Origin of the sequence: Xanthomonas sp. LMG 12462, assembly GCF_009192885.1 — a bacterium.
Classification (GTDB): domain Bacteria; phylum Pseudomonadota; class Gammaproteobacteria; order Xanthomonadales; family Xanthomonadaceae; genus Xanthomonas_A; species Xanthomonas_A sontii.
The window spans coordinates 84,627-103,159 of record NZ_NMPP01000032.1; the positions used below are offsets into that span (position 1 = coordinate 84,627).

An 18,533-nucleotide genomic window follows, 5' to 3' on the forward strand; every position below is an offset into this window, starting at 1 on the left:
CCTCATCTTGTTCTTGTGGGGCCACGGGAGTGGGCGCGCACACCGTATCGATGAGAAGATGAATCGGCGCCGACCCTCGTCGGACGAATGCAGGCGACGTTCAGGCACTTGCGCCCGATGCTTGAAATAACGAGGTTTTAAGGCTTTTGGCTGTTCATCCAGGTGCGCGCGACGTGACGACGCAGCCGCTGTTGCAGGGCCTGCCCGCGCAGATTCGCGACGATTGCCGCGTGCTTGTGCTCGGCTCCATGCCCGGTGCGGCGTCGTTGCAGCAGGCGCGTTACTACGCGCATCCGCGCAACCGGTTCTGGCCGCTGATGGCGGCGCTGTGCGGCTTCGATGCGGCACTGGACGCCGAAGCGCGGATGCAGGCGCTGCACGCGGCCGGCGTGGGCCTGTGGGATGTGATCGGCCAGTGCCGACGCCGCGGCAGCCTGGACGCGGCGATCGTGCGCGGCAGCGAAATTCCCAATGCCTTGCCCGAGCGCATCGCGCAGTTGCCGCAGCTGCGCGCCATCGCCTGCAATGGCGCGGCGGCGGCGCAGGCGTTCGCGCGCTTCGTGCAGCCGCACCTGCCGCTGCGCGATCCGCATCTGGTGCTGCTGGCGCTGCCGTCCAGCAGCCCCGCCAATGCCGCGTTCGCCTGGCCGCGGCTGCTGCAGGCGTGGTCGCCGCTGCAGCAATGGCTGCGGGTGCCGATGGCTGGCGATTGACGGGTGCCTCCAATCACGCACGAGGCACACGCGCAGGGGCGGCTTCAGCCGCGACGCGGCTATCCCGACAACGCTGGCGCGGCCGAAGCCACTCTTACGAGACAGCGCGATGTGGCAAAAACAGGTGATTGGCGGCGCGCTGGCATTGCATCCATGGATCAGCGCCGCGCGCGCAGGCGCAGCCACAGCGTCTGCAGCGCCAGCACGGCGGCGAGCAGCAAGGCCACCCACGCCGCAGTCTGCGCACCGGCCAGCGTGCTGTCGGTCTGTTTGACGTAGACCGCGGCCAGCGCCCATAACGCTGCCGCCGCATAGGCGAGGTTGCCGCGCATCGCCCGGTTCATGCCCAGCAGCAGCGCCGCCGCCAGCGCGAACAGCACCAGGCTCCACGGCAACATCCGCTCGGTCGAGAGCCAGCGGTAGGCCACGATCACCTGCGCGGTGTTCAGGAATGCCGCCAGCGACAGCCAGCCGGCGTGCAGCGACAGCGGCAGCCAGGCCCACAGGGTCTGGCCGGATTCGGGGGCGGGGTCGCGCGACAGCCGGAGCGCGGCCAGCAGCATCGCCGCCAGCGCGGTCCAGATCACCGCCAGCGCCAGCAGGAAGTGCTGCTGCGAGAACACCGGCATCCACGCCGCCGTCAGCGCGAAGCCCAGCGCCGCCGGCGCCCGCACCTGCGCCAGCGCGCTGACGCGACGGCGCCGCGCGCTGGATTGCCACAGGCCGAAGGCCAGGTCGAGCAGGAAGATCACACCCCAGATCGCGAAGGCGTAGCCGGCGGCGACGATCAGGGTCGGGTAGCGGTCGGAGATGGCGCCGTTGGTCGGGCCGAACGCGCCACGTTGCGAGAACCAGGCGACCAACGGCATCGCCAACGCCATCAACAGCACCAGGATCCGCATGCCTGCCCTCCGGAAATCTGCGGCGAGCCTAGCCGTGGCGCCGTGAAGGCGGTGCACCGGCGATGGCTGTGCAACATGCGCCGGCGTACTGTCCGCCGGCAGTGGCGCTCCCTGCAGGCGATCGGGCTTTTTTGCCCGTCAAAGGTTGGCGCTGCGGCTGCGGGCCGCCACAATAGGGGTTTCCCCCTCATTAGTTGCCGGAGTTCCCGCATGGCCGAAATCAAGGAAGCACTTGTCCCCGATATCGGTGACTACAGCGACGTCCCGGTAATCGAAGTGCTGGTGGCCGTCGGCGACACGGTGAAGAAGGACCAGAGCCTGGTCACCCTGGAATCGGACAAGGCGACGATGGAAGTGCCGTCGCCGTTCGCCGGCGTGGTCAAGGAGATCAAGGTCAAGGTCGGCGACAGCCTGTCCGAGGGCAAGGTGGTGGCGCTGATCGAAGTGGCCGAGGGCGGCGCCAGTGCCGCACCCGCCGCGCCTGCGGCCGCCAAGGCCACGCCCGCGCCGGCCCAGCAGGCCGCCGCTCCGGCCGCGGCGCCCGCGCAGAGCGCGGTCAAGCCGGCCCCGGCCGCGCCCGCCGGCGTGGTCGAGGCGCGGGTGCCGGACATCGGCGACTACAGCGACGTGCCGGTGATCGAGGTGCTGGTCGCGGTCGGCGACACGGTCAAGAAGGATCAGGGCCTGGTCACCCTGGAGTCGGACAAGGCGACGATGGAAGTGCCCTCGTCGGTGGCCGGCGTGGTCAAGGAACTCAAGGTCAAGGTCGGCGACAGCCTGTCCGAGGGCAAGCTGGTGGCGCTGATCGAGGTGGCCGGCAGCGATGCCGACGCGCCGGCCGCGTCCGCGGTCCAGCCCAGCGCCGAGACCGGCGGCGGCGTGGAGCCGGTGCCGGCCTCGTCCGCGCCGGACAAGCTGGCCCAGCGCGAGATCGCCCAGGTCCAGGCCACGGCGCCGGCCAAGGCCGCCGCGCCGTCCGCCACCCAGAGCAGCCCGCCGGTGGCGTTCGACGCCGACAGCGTGCTGCCGCAGAAGGTGCCCTATGCGAGCCCGGCGGTGCGCGTGTTCGCCCGCGAACTCGGCGTGGACCTGTTCCAGGTCAGCGGCTCGGAGCAGGGTGGCCGCATCACCAAGGACGACGTGCAGCGCTACGTCAAGGCGGCGCTGTCCGGCGCCGCGCCGGCCGCCGCCGGTGCCGCGCCCGCCGCGGGCGGCAATGGCCTGAACCTGCTGCCGTGGCCGAAGGTGGACTTCGCCAAGTTCGGCGAGGTCGAGGTCAAGCCGCTGTCGCGGATCAAGAAGATCTCCGGCGCCAACCTGGCGCGCAACTGGGCGATGATCCCGCACGTCACCCAGTTCGAGCAGGCCGACATCACCGACCTGGAAGCCCTGCGTGTGGCGTTGAACAAGGAGAACGAGAAGGCCGGCATCAAGCTGACCATGCTCGCCTTCCTGCTCAAGGCCAGCGCCGCGGCGCTGAAGCAGTTCCCCGAGTTCAACGCCTCGCTCGATGCCAGCGGCGAGAACCTGACCCTGAAGAAGTATTTCCACATCGGCTTCGCCGCCGACACCCCGAACGGGCTGGTGGTGCCGGTGATCCGCGACGTGGACAAGAAGGGCGTGGTTGAGCTGGCGCGCGAGAGCGGCGAGCTGGCCAAGAAGGCGCGCGACGGCAAGCTGGGCCCGGCCGACATGAGCGGCGGCTGCTTCTCGATCAGTTCGCTCGGCGGCATCGGCGGCACCGCCTTCACCCCGATCGTCAATGCGCCGGAAGTGGCGATTCTGGGCGTGTCCAAGTCGTCGATCCAGCCGGTCTGGAACGGCAAGGAATTCGCGCCCAAGCTGATGCTGCCGCTGTCGCTGAGCTACGACCACCGGGTCATCGACGGCGCCGCCGCCGCGCGTTTCACCACCTACCTGAGCCAGGTGCTGGCGGACATGCGCCGCGTGCTGCTGTAAGCCCTGTCGTCACGGTGCCGCGTCCGTCGCGGCGCCGGTTTTCCCCCACCTGCGCGCGCCGCCTGTTTGCGCGGTCGCGCCGACGAACTGCAAACGCCCCTCGCCGCGGCGAAGGGCCACAGGAGAAGCTGCATGGCGGTCATTGAGGTCAAGGTCCCGGATATCGGCGACTACAGCGACGTTCCGGTCATCGAGGTGCTGGTCGCCGTCGGCGACACGGTGAAGAAGGACCAGGGCCTGGTGACGCTGGAGTCGGACAAGGCCACGCTGGAAGTGCCGTCCGCGGCTGCCGGCGTGATCAAGGAACTGAAGGTCAAGCTCGGCGACACCCTCTCCGAGGGCGCGGTGATCGCGCTGCTGGAGACCGCCGATGGTGCCGCCGCCGGCGCGCCCGCCGCGGCCCCGGCCGAAGTGCCGGCCAGCAAGCCGCCGGTGGCGCCGTCGCACCGCGCGCCGGCCGAGCCGCCGGCACCGAAGCCGGCCCTGGCCAGCGGCAAGCCCGCCGACATCGAATGCAAGATGGTGGTGCTCGGCGCCGGTCCCGGCGGCTACACCGCCGCGTTCCGCGCCGCCGACCTGGGTCTGGACACGGTGTTGATCGAGCGCTACGCCAGCCTCGGTGGCGTCTGCCTCAACGTCGGCTGCATCCCGTCCAAGGCGCTGCTGCATGCGGCCGCGGTGATCGACGAGGTCGCCCATGCCGGCGACTTCGGCGTGGACTTCGGCAAGCCCAAGATCACCCTGGACAAGCTGCGCGAGTACAAGGAAAAGGTGGTCGGCAAGCTCACCGGCGGCCTGGCCAGCATGGCCAAGCAGCGCAAGGTGCACACCGTCACCGGCGTGGCGTCGTTCGTGTCGCCGAACGAGCTGGAGATCGTCGGCGCCGACGGCAAGACCCAGTTGCTGCGTTTCGAGCACTGCATCGTCGCCGCCGGCTCGCAGGCGGTAAAGCTGCCGAATTTCCCGTGGGACGACAAGCGGGTGATGGACTCCACCGATGCGCTGGAACTGCAGGAGATCCCCAAGACCCTGCTGGTGGTCGGCGGCGGCATCATCGGCCTGGAAATGGCCACCGTGTACAGCGCGCTGGGCAGCAAGGTCACCGTGGTCGAGTTCATGGACCAGCTGATGCCGGGCGCGGACAAGGACCTGGTCAAGCCGCTGGCCGACCGCTTGAAGAAGCAGGGCGTGGAGGTCCATCTCAAGACCAAGGCGGCCGAGGTCAAGGCCGACAAGAAGGGCATCACCGTGACCTTCGAAGCCGCCACCACGGGCGAGACGCCGGCGCTGGCCGCCACCACCTACGACCGCGTGCTGGTCGCGGTGGGTCGCGCGCCCAACGGCAAGAAGATCGGCGCCGACAAGGCCGGCATCAACGTCACCGAGCGCGGTTTCATCCCGGTCGACCGGCAGATGCGCACCAACGTGCCGCATATCTTCGCCATCGGCGACATCGTGGGTAACCCGATGCTGGCGCACAAGGCCACCCACGAGGGCAAGCTGGCCGCGGAAGTGGCCGCTGGCGAGAAGAAGGAGTGGGTGGCGCGGGTGATCCCGTCGGTGGCCTACACCAACCCGGAAATCGCCTGGGTCGGCGTCACCGAGACCGAGGCCAAGGCCAAGGGGCTGAAGGTCGGCGTGGCCAAGTTCCCGTGGGCGGCCAGCGGCCGCGCCATCGGCATCGGCCGCACCGAGGGCTTCACCAAGCTGATCTTCGACGAGGAGACGCACCGCATCATCGGCGGCGCGATCGTCGGCGTGCACGCCGGCGACCTGCTGGCCGAGATCGGCCTGGCGATCGAGATGGGCGCGGAGGCCGAGGACATCGGCCACACCATCCACGCGCATCCGACCCTGAGCGAATCGGTCGGCATGAGCGCCGAGGTCTACGACGGCACCATCACCGACCTGTACATCCCGAAGAAGAAGTGACGCCGCCCGGCGCGACCGTGCCGCTGCGTGCGGTGCGGTCGCGGCCGTGGTGAATCCACGCATGGAGGTCGCTGTGGGGCAGGGCACCCTATGTCCCGAACTGCAGGCGCTGCTGCAGCGCGAACTGGCCAGCGGCAACCGCATCGCCGAGCCGCCGCGCCGGACCGACTGGCCGCATCCTGGCTCGGTCTTCGTGTCGCTGAAGCGCGATCTGCGCAGCGACGTGGCGGCGTTGCCGGCGACGGTGCAACACGCGATCTGCACCGATCCGCACTACGGCTGGCACGACGAGTGCTACTGCTCGACGCACCAGCACCTGCTGGTGGCCGGTGCGACCAAGCCGCCGTGAGCCTGTGTCGGCTGCCGCAGTCGCTGCCACCGCCTCTGCGATCTGCTGCGCACCCCGTTGAACGACAAAACCCCGCATCGCTGCGGGGTTCTGCATGGAACTGCTCGCGGGTCCCGGGTTCCGGGTCCCGAAAGATCAGAACGCGAAGGTCACGCCCGCGACCGGACCCTTGAACTCCTGCTTCAGGCCGATCGCGGCGTTGCCGCCCTTGCGGTCCACGTCGAGCTTGAACCAGTCGTAGCCGGCAAAGATGCCGAAGTTGCGGGTGAAGCGATATTCGGCGATGGCGTTGGCGCGGCTCAGGTCGCCGTCGTATTTCTTGAAATCGCCCCACTTGGTGTTGACGTACTGCCCCTGCACATTGAACAGCCAGTGTTCGTTCGGGTGCGCGGTGAAGCGCAGGCCGACCACCGGCGCGGCGCCGTCGTCGCTTTCGTCGACGAAGGTGCCGGTGTACAGCGGGCCCAGGTCGGCATAGGCCTTGCCGTTGACCTTGGCCCACTCGGCACCGAGCTGCAGGCCCATGCTGAACTGCGGCGTATCGATCACCGAGTAGTCGTACACCAGGCTGGCGACCTGATACTTCAGTTGGCCCTTGACGAAGCTGCCCGACGGCACGGTGACGCCGCCATAGCTGACGTCCTGGCCCAGCTCCTCGCGGCGGTCCTTGTCGTACTTGAAGTAGTCGAAGATCAGGCGCTGGCGGGTGCTGATGCGGAACACGCCGTCCACGCGCGGCTCCCACTCCTTGCCGCCCAGCTTGAAGTCCTGCGACCCGGAGATGGCATTGCCGTTGATGACGGTGTTGCCGCGCAGGGTGTTGTTGTTGTCGACGTTCATCGCGCCCAGGCGCAGGGTGAAGCGGTCGTCGCCGTCTTCGGCGTGGGCGGGCAGGGCGTAAGCGGCGGCGAGCGCGCACGGCAGCGCCAGGGCAAGCAAGTGTTTCATGGGGGACAAGCTCCGTCGTCTTGGGATTTTTTTGATGAGGCGTCGATGGCTGGGCCACCGCGTGCCGTCACTATCCTTAAATTTGCGTCCACCATTCGTGAAAGTATGGTGGCCCGGGCCGCCACGCCCGTCCCAGAACGCGCAACGAAAAGAGCCCCGGGAGGACCGGGGCTCGGTGGGTCTGCGCTGTGGGCCGACGAGGATGGGCGCAGTCCCTGTCCGATCAGACAGCGCAGTGGACAGAAAGTTCCTCCGCAAAGGCGTGCTGCAACGCCGCATTCGGCGCCGGCGGCGGGCGGTGGCCGTGTTATCGTCTACGGGCGGATGGGCATTCGGACGCGGCCAGGACCCCTGGCGGTTGTCTCGCAAATTGTCCCATTGCTATAATTCCGCGGCTCGACGGACGCGAAGACGTCCTCAATCCACCACCAATTGCAGGATTTTCTGTGCTGAACTCCGTTGATGCGGGTCGGCGGCTGATGCTGCGCGCAGCGATTTACCCGCTGGTGGCGGTGGCCGTGGTGTCCCTGCTGTTCCTGCTGCTGGGACCGAAATACGCGATGGGCGCCGCCGCAACCGGGCTGGCGACCGTGGCAGGGGGATGGCTGGCCGCACGCACCGCGCTCAATGGCGGCGTGCAGGCGGCGGGTTCGGCGCTGGCGCGGTTGATCGTGGCCATGGTGCTGAAGTGGGTGTTGGTGTTCGCGGTGCTGGCGCTGGGCTTTGCCTGGTGGCGGTTGCCTCCTCTGGCCCTGTTGGCGGGTATCGCCGTCGGGCTGATGTTCCAGGTTCTGGCTCTGGCCAGGCGTTGATCGAATCAAGAAAAGGCTCAGGACTCATGGCGGGCGAGGCAGAAACCCCTACCTCCTACATCCAGCACCATCTGCACAACCTCACCTTCCAGGTGCAGGAAGGCGGGTTCTGGCAATTGCATGTCGACACCCTGGTGATGTCGCTGCTGATGGGCCTGTTGATGGTGTTCGGCTTCTGGCTGGCCACGCGCAAGGCCACCGCGGGCGTGCCCGGCAAGTGGCAGGCGTTCGTGGAAATCATGCTGGAGTTCGTCGACCGCCAGGCCAAGGACACCTACCACGGCACCAGCAAGCTGGTGACCCCGATCGCGATCACCCTGTTCTTCTGGATCCTGTTGATGAACCTCATCAAGATGATCCCGGCGGACTTCCTCGCGATCCCGCTGGGCTGGGCCGGCGTGCACTACTGGAAGCCGGTGCCCACCGCCGACGTCAATGCCACCCTGGGCATGTCGATCAGCGTGTTCTTCCTGATGCTGTTCTTCTCGCTGCGCTCCAAGGGCGTGGGCGGGATGACCAAGGAATTCCTCACCGCGCCGTTCGGCAAGTGGATGCTGCCGTTCAACCTGATCCTCAATATCGTCGAATGGCTGAGCAAGCCGGTGTCGCTGGCGATGCGACTGTTCGGCAACATGTTCGGCGGCGAGATCGTGTTCCTGCTGATCTGGGTGCTGGGCGGTGCCGGCATCCTCGGTGCGCTGGCCGGCGGCGCGTTTGGCTTCGGCTGGATGCTGTTCCACCTGCTGGTGATTCCGCTGCAGGCGTTCATTTTCATGATGCTGTCCATCGTGTACCTGAGCCTGGCGGAAGACAGCCACTGACGTTTCTGTTTCACGCGTTCTAAGCAACCCTTCGTTCGATTCACCATCCTCAAGCAACTTTGTTCCTGGAGAAAACCATGTACTTCGCCGTCCTGACCAACCTCGCCCAAGTCCAGAGCTCCACCGTCCTCGCCGTCGGCATCATGATCGGCCTGGCCGCGCTGGGCGCCGGCCTCGGTCTGGCCATCATGGCCGGCAAGTTCCTGGAATCGGCCGCGCGCCAGCCGGAACTGATCCCGGTGCTGCAGGTCCGCATGTTCATCACCGCCGGCCTGATCGACGCCGCGTTCATCATCAGCGTCGCGGTCGGCCTGCTGTTCGCGTTCGCCAACCCGATGATCGGCGAGTTCGTCGCGCGTCTGCCGCAGGGCGGTTGATCCCGTCGTACCGGCGTGCGGTCGCCATCGGCGGCCGCCGCTACGGATGAAGGTTCGGACGCGTCGCCGTGCTGGCGGCGCGTCCACCCCGTCACCATTGGCTGAGCGTACCCCATGAATATCGGTCTCACCCTCTTTGCCCAGGCGCTGGCGTTCGCCGGTCTGATCTGGATCGTCGCGACCAAGATCTGGCCGCCACTGATGCAGGCCATCGAAGAGCGCCAACAGAAGATCGCCGAAGGCCTGGCCGCCGCCGATCGCAGCCAGAAGGATCTGGCGCAGGCGCAGGAAAAGGTCAACGAAGCGTTGAAGGATGCCCGCATCAAGGCCAACGAGATCATCGATCAGGCCCATGCGCGCGCCAACCAGATCGTCGAGGCGGCCAAGCACGAGGCGATCGTCGAAGCCAACCGGCAGAAGGAACTGGCCCAGGCCGAGATCGACGCCGCGGCCAACCGCGCGCGCGAGGACCTGCGTCGCCAGGTGTCGCTGCTGGCGGTGAGCGGCGCCGAGAAGCTGCTCAAGCGCGAAATCGACGCCAACGCCCACAAGGCGCTGCTCGACGAGCTGGCGGCGGAGATCTGAGATGAGCCAGGCCCTCACACTGGCGCGTCCCTACGCTCGCGCCGCGTTCGCCGCGGCCAGCGACGCCGGCAAGCTCGCGCCCTGGTCGCAGGCGCTGGCGTTCTCCGCCCAGGTCGCCGCCGACCCGCGCGTGGCCGCGCTGCTGCACAACCCGCTGCTGCAGCGGGAGCAGGCGGTGTCGCTGCTGGCGCCGGAGGCGGCCGACGAGCAGTACCAGCGCTTCCTGAGCCTGCTGGCCGAAGGCCAGCGGCTGCCGCTGCTGCCGGAGATCGCCGGGCTGTACGACCAGCTGCGGGCCGAGGCCGAGCGCGTGGTGCAGGCCAACGTGACCTCCGCGACGGCGCTGAGCGATGCCGAGTTGGCCTCGCTGAAGGTGGCGCTGAAGCAGCGCTTCGGCCGCGAGGTCGAGATCACCACGGCGGTGGACGCTTCGCTGATCGGCGGCGCGGTGATCGACGCCGGCGACGTGGTCATCGACGGTTCGTTGAAAGGCAAGCTGTCGCGTCTGCAATCCGCACTGGCCCACTAAGAAACGGGAATGGCGAATAGAGAGGAGAGAACCCGGCCCGGCGGCGACGCCACCCGCGATTCCCGATTCCCCATTCCCGATTCTCAAAGAAGCTAACCACACGTCGCCATCCGCCGCTGCGCGATGGACGATCCGAAGGAAACCAAGATGGCAACCACGCTCAACCCCTCCGAAATCAGCGAACTGATCAAGAACCGCATCGAGCAGGTCAAGCTGGCCGCGGAGTCGCGCAACGAAGGCACGGTCACCAGCGTGTCCGACGGCATCGTGCGCATCTTCGGCCTGGCCGACGTGATGCAGGGCGAAATGATCGAACTGCCGAACGACACCTACGCCCTGGCGCTGAACCTGGAGCGCGACTCGGTCGGCGCCGTGGTGCTCGGCGACTACGAGAACCTGCGCGAAGGCGACGTGGCCAAGACCACCGGCCGCATCCTGGAAGTGCCGGTCGGCAAGGAACTGCTGGGCCGCGTGGTCAACGCGCTGGGCGAGCCGATCGACGGCAAGGGCCCGCTGGGCACCAGCCAGACCGCGCCGGTGGAGCGCGTGGCGCCGGGCGTGATCTGGCGCAAGTCGGTCGACCAGCCGGTGCAGACCGGCTACAAGTCGGTCGACGCGATGATCCCGATCGGCCGCGGCCAGCGCGAGCTGGTCATCGGCGACCGCCAGACCGGCAAGACCGCGCTGGCCATCGACGCGGTGATCAACCAGAAGAACACCGGCATCAAGTGCGTGTACGTGGCGATCGGGCAGAAGGCCTCGACCGTCGCCAACATCGTGCGCAAGCTGGAAGAGAACGGCGCGCTGGCGCACACCATCGTGGTCGCCGCGACCGCCTCCGAGTCGGCGGCGATGCAGTACATCAGCGCCTACGCCGGCTGCACCATGGGCGAGTACTTCATGGACCGCGGCGAAGACGCGCTGATCGTGTACGACGATCTGTCCAAGCAGGCCGTGGCCTACCGCCAGATCTCGCTGCTGCTGAAGCGCCCGCCGGGCCGCGAAGCCTACCCGGGCGACGTGTTCTACCTGCACAGCCGCCTGCTGGAGCGCGCCGCGCGCGTGTCCGAGGAGTACGTGGAGCAGTTCACCAAGGGCGAGGTCAAGGGCAAGACCGGTTCGCTGACCGCGCTGCCGATCATCGAGACCCAGGCCGGCGACGTGTCCGCGTTCGTGCCGACCAACGTGATCTCGATCACCGACGGCCAGATCTTCCTGGAAACCGACCTGTTCAACGCCGGCATCCGCCCGGCGGTGAACGCCGGTATCTCGGTGTCGCGCGTCGGCGGCGCCGCGCAGACCAAGATCATCAAGAAGCTCTCTGGCGGCATCCGTATCTCGCTGGCGCAGTACCGCGAGCTGGCGGCGTTCGCGCAGTTCGCCTCGGACCTGGACGAAGCCACCCGCAAGCAGCTCGAGCGCGGCCAGCGCGTCACCGAGCTGATGAAGCAGAAGCAGTACATGCCGATGTCCATCGCCAACCAGGCGCTGTCGATCTACGCGGTCAACGAGGGCTACCTCGACGACGTGCCGGTCAACAAGCTGCTGGCGTTCGAGGAGGGCCTGCACGCCCACTTCGCCAACACCCAGGGCGAGCTGATCGCCAAGGTCAACGACACCGGCGACTGGAACGGCGACATCGAGGCCGCGTTCAAGAAGGGCATCGGCGAGTTCAAGACCACGGGCAGCTGGTAAATCAGTTGCCGGGAATCGGGATTAGAGAATAGGGAATCGTAGGAGCGGGATCCGGGCTTGCCCATTCCCGATTCTCCATTCCCCATTCCCACGAAGCGAGCAAAGCGAGCGAGAGCATGGCAGGCGGACGCGAAATCAAATCCAAGATCAAGAGCGTGCAGAACACCCGCAAGGTGACGCGCGCGCTCGAGATGGTCTCGGCCTCCAAGATCCGCAAGGCGCAGGATCGGATGAAGACCTCGCGTCCGTACGCGCAGGCGATGAAGCAGGTGATCGGGCATCTGGCGCAGGCCAGCACCGATTACACGCATCCGTTCCTGGTGCAGCGCGAGTCGGTCAAGCGCGTCGGCTACATCGTGATCTCCTCCGATCGCGGCCTGGCCGGCGGCCTGAACAACAACCTGTTCCGCAAGATGCTGGGTGAAGTGCGCCAGTGGCAGGACCAGGGCGCGGGCGTGGACGTGGTCACCATCGGCCAGAAGGCCTCCGTGTTCTTCCGCCGGATCAAGGTGGACATGGTCGGCAGCGTCAGCCACCTCGGCGACCTGCCGCAGCTGGAGCAGTTGATCGGCGTGATCAAGGTGATGCTGGACGCGTTCACCGAAGGCAAGCTGGACCGCGTGTATCTGGTCTACAACCGCTTCGTCAACACGATGACGCAGAAGGCCAGCTTCGACCAGCTGCTGCCGCTGCCGGCGGCCGAGAGCCAGGTCGCGCACCACGACTGGGACTACCTGTACGAACCCGATGCCGCGAGCGTGCTCGAGCACGTGATGACGCGCTACATCGAGTCGCTGGTGTACCAGGCGGTGCTGGAGAACGTGGCGTCCGAGCATGCGGCGCGCATGGTCGCGATGAAGGCGGCCAGCGACAACGCCAGCAAGCTGATCAGCACCTTGCAGTTGGTCTACAACAAGGCGCGTCAGGCTGCGATCACCCAGGAAATTTCCGAAATCGTCGGCGGCGCAGCCGCTGTGTAGCCGGGAATGGGGAATGGAGAAACGGGAATGGTCGAAGCAGCAGCGCTTGATCTTCCCATTCCCGATTCCCCGTTCCCCATTCCCGACACCAGATTCGCATAGACATTAGTGGAGTTATCCAAATGAGTCAGGGCAAGATCGTTCAGATCATCGGCGCGGTCGTCGACGTCGAATTCGCGCGTGCCGATGTGCCGAAGGTGTACGACGCACTGAAGGTCGACGGCACCGCCATCACGCTGGAAGTGCAGCAGCAGTTGGGCGACGGCGTCGTGCGTACGATCGCCCTCGGCTCCACCGACGGCCTCAAGCGCAACCTGGTCGCCACCAACACCGGCCGTGCGATCTCGGTGCCGGTCGGCGCCGGCACGCTGGGCCGCATCATGGACGTGCTGGGTCGTCCGATCGACGAGGCCGGCGACGTGCAGGCCACCGACCATTGGGAAATCCACCGCGCGGCGCCGACCTACGAAGACCAGTCCTCGGCCACCGAGCTGCTGGAGACCGGCATCAAGGTCATCGACCTGATGTGCCCGTTCGCCAAGGGCGGCAAGGTCGGCCTGTTCGGCGGCGCCGGCGTCGGCAAGACCGTCAACATGATGGAACTGATCAACAACATCGCCAAGGCGCACTCGGGTCTGTCCGTGTTCGCCGGCGTGGGCGAGCGTACCCGCGAGGGCAACGACTTCTACCACGAGATGAAGGACTCCAACGTCCTGGACAAGGTGGCGATGGTGTACGGCCAGATGAACGAGCCGCCGGGCAACCGCCTGCGCGTCGCGCTGACCGGCCTGACCATGGCCGAGTACTTCCGCGACGAGAAGGACGCCTCGGGCAAGGGCAAGGACGTGCTGCTGTTCGTCGACAACATCTACCGCTACACCCTGGCCGGTACCGAAGTGTCGGCGCTGCTGGGCCGCATGCCGTCGGCGGTGGGCTACCAGCCGACCCTGGCCGAGGAAATGGGCGTGCTGCAGGAGCGCATCACCTCGACCAAGTCCGGCTCGATCACCTCGATCCAGGCCGTGTACGTGCCCGCGGACGACCTGACCGACCCGTCGCCAGCGACCACCTTCGCCCACCTCGACGCCACCGTCGTGCTGTCGCGTAACATCGCTTCGCTGGGTATCTACCCAGCGGTGGATCCGCTCGATTCGACCAGCCGCCAGCTGGACCCGAACGTGATCGGCCACGAGCACTACGACACCGCCCGCCGCGTGCAGTCCACCTTGCAGAAGTACAAGGAACTGAAGGACATCATCGCGATCCTGGGCATGGACGAACTGTCCGAAGAGGACAAGCAGGCCGTGTCGCGCGCGCGCAAGATCGAGCGCTTCTTCAGCCAGCCGTTCCACGTGGCCGAAGTGTTCACCGGCTCGCCGGGCAAGTACGTGTCGCTGAAGGACACCATCCGCGGCTTCAAGGCCATCGTCGACGGCGAATACGACCACCTGCCGGAGCAGGCCTTCTACATGGTCGGCGGCATCGAGGAAGCGGTCGAGAAGGCCAAGAAGATGGCCGAGAAGGCCTGATCTGGACGCCGGCCGCAGCCGGCCGGCATCCGGGAATGGGGAATCGGGAATAGAGAATCGTCAAGGCGGGACAACTGGAATCTGATGCATCGCGTACTGGTTGAGAGAAGGCAGACTGCTTCTCCCCATTCCCGATTCCCGATTCCCGATTCCCGCCTCACCCAGTGAGGCACCATGAGCACCATCCGTTGCGACATCGTCAGCGCCGAGCATGAGATCTACCACGGCGACGCCACCCTGGTGGTCGCGACCGGCGAGCTGGGCGAGCTGGGCATCGCGCCCAAGCACGCGCCGTTGATCACCCGGCTCAAGCCCGGAAAGGTGGTGGTGACCACCCCGAGCGGCGAGCAGCTGGATTTCGCCATTTCCGGCGGCATCCTCGAGGTGCAGCCGCAGGTGGTGACGATCCTGGCCGACACCGCGATCCGCGCGCAGGACATCGACGAAGCGTCGGTGCGCAAGGCCAAGGAAGAAGCCGAGCGCCTGCTCGCCAACCGCGGCGAAGGCATGGATGTCGCCGAGGCGCAGGCCAAGCTGGCCGAGGTCACCGCGCAGTTGCAGGCGCTGGAGCGTCTGCGTAAGAACCTCAAGCACTGAGTTCACCGCCCCGCGGCCTGATGGCCGCATGCGCGACGACGACGCCGGCGTTTGCCGGCGTTGTCGTGTCTGGGAGATGGGGGTCTCCTTCGCACGCCGCCTCCGCGTGCATGTGGGGGATCACCTCGCGGATCCGGCTTGCCGCACTCTGTGACGCGCAGGCGCATTGGATCGCCGCGAAGATCGCATTCCTGCGGCGCAGCTCGAGATCGAGCTGGACTGCGACGCAGCGCACGGCGCTGGCTTGCTGGTCGCTGACTCGGCCGCGCTGGCATGCGACAAGACGCGGGTGCGGTCATCGTGCGGTCGGTGGACTGCGGCAAGATGGCCGCCCGATCTGCGGTTCATCCCCCACCCGCAGACGGTTACCGGAGAACCGAGATGAGCCTGTCCGCTGCCGTTCCTCGTCCCTGCATGCATGCGCTGACCGCCGTGCTGGCCGGCGCCCTGTTGATGGGATGCGCATTGCCCGCACGCAGTGCCACCCCACTGGAGCCGCTGCTGGATCGCATCGTCGAGCGCAATGCGATCGGCGACCAGGTGGCGCTGAGCAAGTGGGACAGCGGCAAGCCGGTGCTGGATGCCACGCGCGAGGCCGCGGTGCTGGCGAGCGTGCGCGATCAGGCGCCGGCCCACGGCGTGGATCCGGACGATGCGGCGCGTTTCTTCGGCATGCAGATCGAATCCAACAAGCTGGTGCAGTACGAACTGCTGTCGCGCTGGCACCTGCGCGGCCGCGCGCCCAACAGCCCGCGCCCGGACCTGACCGCACTGCGCGCGCGCCTGGACCAGCTGCAGGGCGAGATGCTGGACGCGTTGCAGGCCAGCGCGGCGGTGCGCCAGGCCCCGGACTGCTCGGCCACGACCGCGCGCGCGGCCGAGGCCTATGCGCTGCGCTGGCAGCTCGACCAACTGCACCGCACCGCACTGGTGCGCAGCCTGGGCGATTTCTGCCATTGAGTCGTCGGTAGCGGGGCCGATGGCGCGTTGCCTGCGCCCAACGGGGCGCTGAAGCCGATTTGGCGCTCTGCAGGCCCGATCATGCTGGCCGTCTCGGCTGCGCTCGTCGCAACTCATCCCACAAAAGAGGACAAGAGTCGCTCCCACAAGAACGTGCGGCGAACGCGCCGGGTGCACTGTGGGAGGGACTTCAGTCCCGACGCATTGCGCCATCAAAAGCAGGCCACTTCGCGCGCCGCCGCCGCATGACAGGCGACCCACCCAGCATCCGCCGGACCCGTGTGCGAGCCGCTTCAGCCGCCGTCGCGATGGACGCCGATCGCGTAGATCGGTCATGCCCGATTGCCGCCACGCGTGCCAGCGCTAGCGATACACCAACTGCCGGCCCAGGAAGAACGACACCACCGCCAGCATGCCTTCGACCAGCGGCTTGGCCAGCCAGGCCAGGCGCAGGCCCAGGGCGTGGGCGCACAGCGCCACCAGCCAGGTGCTGAGTGCGGTGAGCACCAGCCACATGGCCATGAAACGGCCGAAGCGGCGCCAGCCCAGGCGTGCGGCGTCGTCGCTGGCGAAGGTGATGCGGCCGTTGAGCCAGAACCCGAGCAGGGCGCCGCAGACGCGGCCCAGCACGTTGCCCGGGACCGTCGGCATGCCGGCCGCGGTGGCGGCGACGAACACGCTCCAGTCGACCAGCAATTGCAGCAGGCCGATCAGCAGGAACTGGCTGCCCTGGCGCAGGAGACCCATGAACATCCGCAGGAGAAGACGATCGCGCATGCTAGCGCCTGCGGCGCCGATGTGCAGCCCGCCGCGTGTGGCGCGGTCGTGACGGCAGGCGTGGCCGGCAGCCTCTAGAATTCGTCGTCCACCCGCAACGGAACCGCCCCATGAGTCTGCCCCTGCACGTCGTGATCCTCGCCGCCGGCGCGGGCAAGCGGATGAAGTCGGCCAAGCCCAAGGTGCTGCAGCCGATCGCCGGCCGGCCGATGCTGGCGCATGTGATCGAGACCGCGCGCCACCTGCAGCCGGACGCGATCCACATCGTCCATGGCCACGGCGGCGAGGCGGTGCTGGCGGCGTTCGCCGACCAGCCGGACCTGCTGTGGGCCGAGCAGGCGCAACAGCTGGGCACCGGCCACGCGGTGCAGCAGGCGATGGCGGCCGTGCCCGATGCCGCTACGGTGCTGGTGCTGTACGGCGACGTGCCGCTGATCCGCGCCGAGACCCTGACCCGCCTGCTGCATGCGCCCGGTCGCGTCGCAGTGCTGGTGGCCGAGCCGGAGGATCCCACCGGCTACGGCCGCATCGTGCGCGATGCCGCCGGCAAGGTCGCGGCGATCGTCGAGCAGAAGGACGCCGACGACGAGCAGCGGCGCATCCGCACCATCAACACCGGCATCGTCACCGCCGAGTCCACCGCGCTGAAGCGCTGGCTGGCGCAGTTGCGCAACGACAACGCGCAGGGCGAGTACTACCTGACCGACGTGTTCGCCGCCGCTGCCGCCGAGTTCACCCCGGCCGAGATGGTGCTGGTGGCCGACCCGATCGAGGCCGAGGGCGCCAACGATCCGTGGCAGCTGGCGCAACTGGAACGCGCCTGGCAACTGCGTGCGGCGCGTGCGCTGTGCGAGCAGGGCGTGCAACTGATCGACCCGAACCGCCTGGACCAGCGCGGCCGCGTGCGCGCCGGCCATGACGTGCGCATCGACGCCAACGTGATCCTGGAAGGCGAGGTGGAATTGGGCGACGGCGTCAGCATCGGCCCGTTCGTGCGCTTGAAGGACGTGGTGCTGGGGCCGGGCACCGAGGTGCGTGCGCATTGCGACCTGGAAGGCGTGGTCGCCGAGGGCGCGGTGCAGATCGGCCCGTTCGCGCGGCTGCGCCCGGGCACGGTGCTGGCCGATGGCGTGCACATCGGCAACTTCGTCGAGACCAAGAAGGCGGTGCTCGGCGTCGGCAGCAAGGCCAATCACCTGACCTACCTCGGCGACGCGACCATCGGCAGCGGCGTCAACGTCGGTGCCGGGGTGATCACCTGCAACTACGACGGCGTCAACAAGTCGCAGACGGTGATCGGCGATGGCGTGTTCGTCGGCTCCAACAGCGCGCTGGTGGCGCCGCTGGAGATCGGCGACGGCGCCACCATCGGTGCCGGCTCGGTGATCACCCGCAGCGCGCCGGCCGGCAAGCTGAGCGTGGCACGGGTGCGGCAGGAAACCGTCGAAGGCTGGAAACGCCCAGGCAAGCGCGACTGAGACATGGCCGGGCGCATTCGTCTGGCGCGCGCGCAGGAGTTGGCGCGGTTGCAGGAGATCGAACGGCGCGCCGGCGCCCTGCTGCAAGGGCATCCGGCGCAGGCCGTGTTCGCGACGCACGGACTGGATGCGGAGGCGCTGCGCGCCGGACTGACGCGCGAGCAGTTATGGGTCGCGTTGGACGAGGACGAACGTTGCGTCGGCTATCTGCTCGGCGGGCGCCTGGACGACGGCTTCCACGTGCAACAGATGGACGTGGATCCGTGCTACGGGCGCCGCGGCCACGGTCGTGCGCTGCTGCGGCATGCGCGCGCCGCCGCGGCAGCTGCTGGTTTTCAATGCATGCTGCTGACCACCTTGCGCGATGTGCCGTGGAATGCGCCGTTCTACGCCAGCGAGGGCTTCGTCGAGATGCCGCCTGCGCAGTGGGGCCCGCAGTTGTGCGCGACCTGGCGACAGGAAGCCGCGCTCGGCTTCCCGATGCACCTGCGGGTGGCGATGCGTTGTCCGCTGCCATCGCGCTGAGCCTCGCGGCCGGGTCGTCGATGCTGCCGGGGTAGCGCTGATACTGTATACAGATGGAAGCGCGG

Annotated in this window: 19 protein-coding genes; 16 read left to right on the plus strand and 3 right to left on the minus strand. The window is 67.7% G+C overall.

Features of this window, described 5'->3' with window-relative positions; translation table 11 throughout:
* Positions 1–173: 173 nt before the first annotated feature.
* Positions 174–713, plus strand: coding sequence for a DNA-deoxyinosine glycosylase (locus CEK69_RS09545; protein WP_152245241.1), 540 nt, complete (start codon positions 174–176; stop codon positions 711–713).
* Positions 714–871: 158 nt separating this feature from the next.
* Here CEK69_RS09545 and CEK69_RS09550 read toward each other — a convergent pair whose 3' ends face one another.
* Entirely contained in the window at positions 872–1,615 is a 744-nt protein-coding gene (locus tag CEK69_RS09550; RefSeq protein WP_152245243.1) for a hypothetical protein, read from the minus strand.
* A 210-nt stretch (positions 1,616–1,825) separates the two neighbouring features.
* Between CEK69_RS09550 and aceF the strand changes: the two genes are divergently transcribed.
* The 3 genes from aceF (at position 1,826) to CEK69_RS09565 (ending at position 5,855) form a co-directional block, all read left to right on the plus strand.
* Positions 1,826–3,574, plus strand: coding sequence for a dihydrolipoyllysine-residue acetyltransferase (gene aceF / locus CEK69_RS09555; RefSeq protein ID WP_152245245.1), 1,749 nt, complete (start codon positions 1,826–1,828; stop codon positions 3,572–3,574).
* A 132-nt stretch (positions 3,575–3,706) separates the two neighbouring features.
* Positions 3,707–5,506 carry a dihydrolipoyl dehydrogenase gene (gene lpdA / locus CEK69_RS09560; RefSeq protein WP_152245247.1) on the plus strand — a complete coding sequence of 600 codons (1,800 nt, stop codon included), beginning with the start codon at positions 3,707–3,709 and terminating at the stop codon, positions 5,504–5,506.
* Between the two features lie 61 nt (positions 5,507–5,567).
* Positions 5,568–5,855, plus strand: coding sequence for a hypothetical protein (locus tag CEK69_RS09565; RefSeq protein ID WP_150411109.1), 288 nt, complete (start codon positions 5,568–5,570; stop codon positions 5,853–5,855).
* 135 nt (positions 5,856–5,990) lie between these two features.
* Here the strand turns inward: CEK69_RS09565 and CEK69_RS09570 are convergent, their stop codons facing one another.
* Positions 5,991–6,803, minus strand: coding sequence for a hypothetical protein (locus tag CEK69_RS09570; RefSeq protein WP_017911696.1), 813 nt, complete (start codon positions 6,801–6,803; stop codon positions 5,991–5,993).
* A gap of 446 nt (positions 6,804–7,249) precedes the next feature.
* On the opposite strand from CEK69_RS09570, the gene CEK69_RS09575 reads away from it, so the two are divergent.
* The 10 genes from CEK69_RS09575 to CEK69_RS09620 all read left to right on the plus strand — a co-directional run bounded on the left by CEK69_RS09575 (position 7,250) and on the right by CEK69_RS09620 (position 15,688).
* On the plus strand, positions 7,250–7,615 hold the full coding sequence (locus CEK69_RS09575) for an ATP synthase subunit I (protein WP_026143249.1): 366 nt from the start codon (positions 7,250–7,252) through the stop codon (positions 7,613–7,615).
* Positions 7,616–7,641: 26 nt separating this feature from the next.
* A complete protein-coding gene (gene atpB, locus CEK69_RS09580) occupies positions 7,642–8,436 on the plus strand; it encodes a F0F1 ATP synthase subunit A (RefSeq protein WP_010340498.1) in 795 nt (264 codons plus the stop codon).
* 77 nt (positions 8,437–8,513) lie between these two features.
* Entirely contained in the window at positions 8,514–8,813 is a 300-nt protein-coding gene (atpE, locus tag CEK69_RS09585; RefSeq protein ID WP_010340497.1) for a F0F1 ATP synthase subunit C, read from the plus strand.
* Between the two features lie 114 nt (positions 8,814–8,927).
* The gene (locus CEK69_RS09590) at positions 8,928–9,398 is read left to right on the plus strand and encodes a F0F1 ATP synthase subunit B (RefSeq protein ID WP_017910291.1); all 471 of its coding nucleotides are present in this window, start codon (positions 8,928–8,930) and stop codon (positions 9,396–9,398) included.
* A 1-nt stretch (position 9,399) separates the two neighbouring features.
* Positions 9,400–9,927 carry a F0F1 ATP synthase subunit delta gene (locus CEK69_RS09595; RefSeq protein ID WP_152245249.1) on the plus strand — a complete coding sequence of 176 codons (528 nt, stop codon included), beginning with the start codon at positions 9,400–9,402 and terminating at the stop codon, positions 9,925–9,927.
* Positions 9,928–10,074: 147 nt separating this feature from the next.
* Entirely contained in the window at positions 10,075–11,622 is a 1,548-nt protein-coding gene (gene atpA, locus CEK69_RS09600; protein ID WP_026143773.1) for a F0F1 ATP synthase subunit alpha, read from the plus strand.
* A gap of 116 nt (positions 11,623–11,738) precedes the next feature.
* Positions 11,739–12,602, plus strand: coding sequence for a F0F1 ATP synthase subunit gamma (gene atpG / locus CEK69_RS09605; RefSeq protein ID WP_017910294.1), 864 nt, complete (start codon positions 11,739–11,741; stop codon positions 12,600–12,602).
* A 122-nt stretch (positions 12,603–12,724) separates the two neighbouring features.
* Positions 12,725–14,131: a F0F1 ATP synthase subunit beta gene (gene atpD / locus CEK69_RS09610; protein ID WP_017910295.1), complete on the plus strand. Its 1,407-nt coding sequence runs from the start codon at positions 12,725–12,727 to the stop codon at positions 14,129–14,131.
* A gap of 174 nt (positions 14,132–14,305) precedes the next feature.
* A complete protein-coding gene (locus CEK69_RS09615; protein WP_019796279.1) occupies positions 14,306–14,728 on the plus strand; it encodes a F0F1 ATP synthase subunit epsilon in 423 nt (140 codons plus the stop codon).
* Between the two features lie 414 nt (positions 14,729–15,142).
* Positions 15,143–15,688 carry a chorismate mutase gene (locus CEK69_RS09620; protein WP_152236535.1) on the plus strand — a complete coding sequence of 182 codons (546 nt, stop codon included), beginning with the start codon at positions 15,143–15,145 and terminating at the stop codon, positions 15,686–15,688.
* 363 nt (positions 15,689–16,051) lie between these two features.
* Here the strand turns inward: CEK69_RS09620 and CEK69_RS09625 are convergent, their stop codons facing one another.
* Entirely contained in the window at positions 16,052–16,435 is a 384-nt protein-coding gene (locus tag CEK69_RS09625) for a GtrA family protein (RefSeq protein WP_026144629.1), read from the minus strand.
* Positions 16,436–16,575: 140 nt separating this feature from the next.
* Here CEK69_RS09625 and glmU point away from each other — a divergent pair, with 140 nt between their 5' ends.
* Together glmU and CEK69_RS09635 are read left to right on the plus strand one after the other, a co-directional pair.
* On the plus strand, positions 16,576–17,943 hold the full coding sequence (gene glmU, locus CEK69_RS09630; RefSeq protein WP_152182183.1) for a bifunctional UDP-N-acetylglucosamine diphosphorylase/glucosamine-1-phosphate N-acetyltransferase GlmU: 1,368 nt from the start codon (positions 16,576–16,578) through the stop codon (positions 17,941–17,943).
* A 3-nt stretch (positions 17,944–17,946) separates the two neighbouring features.
* A complete protein-coding gene (locus CEK69_RS09635) occupies positions 17,947–18,468 on the plus strand; it encodes a GNAT family N-acetyltransferase (RefSeq protein WP_152245251.1) in 522 nt (173 codons plus the stop codon).
* The last annotated feature ends 65 nt before the right edge of the window (positions 18,469–18,533 follow it).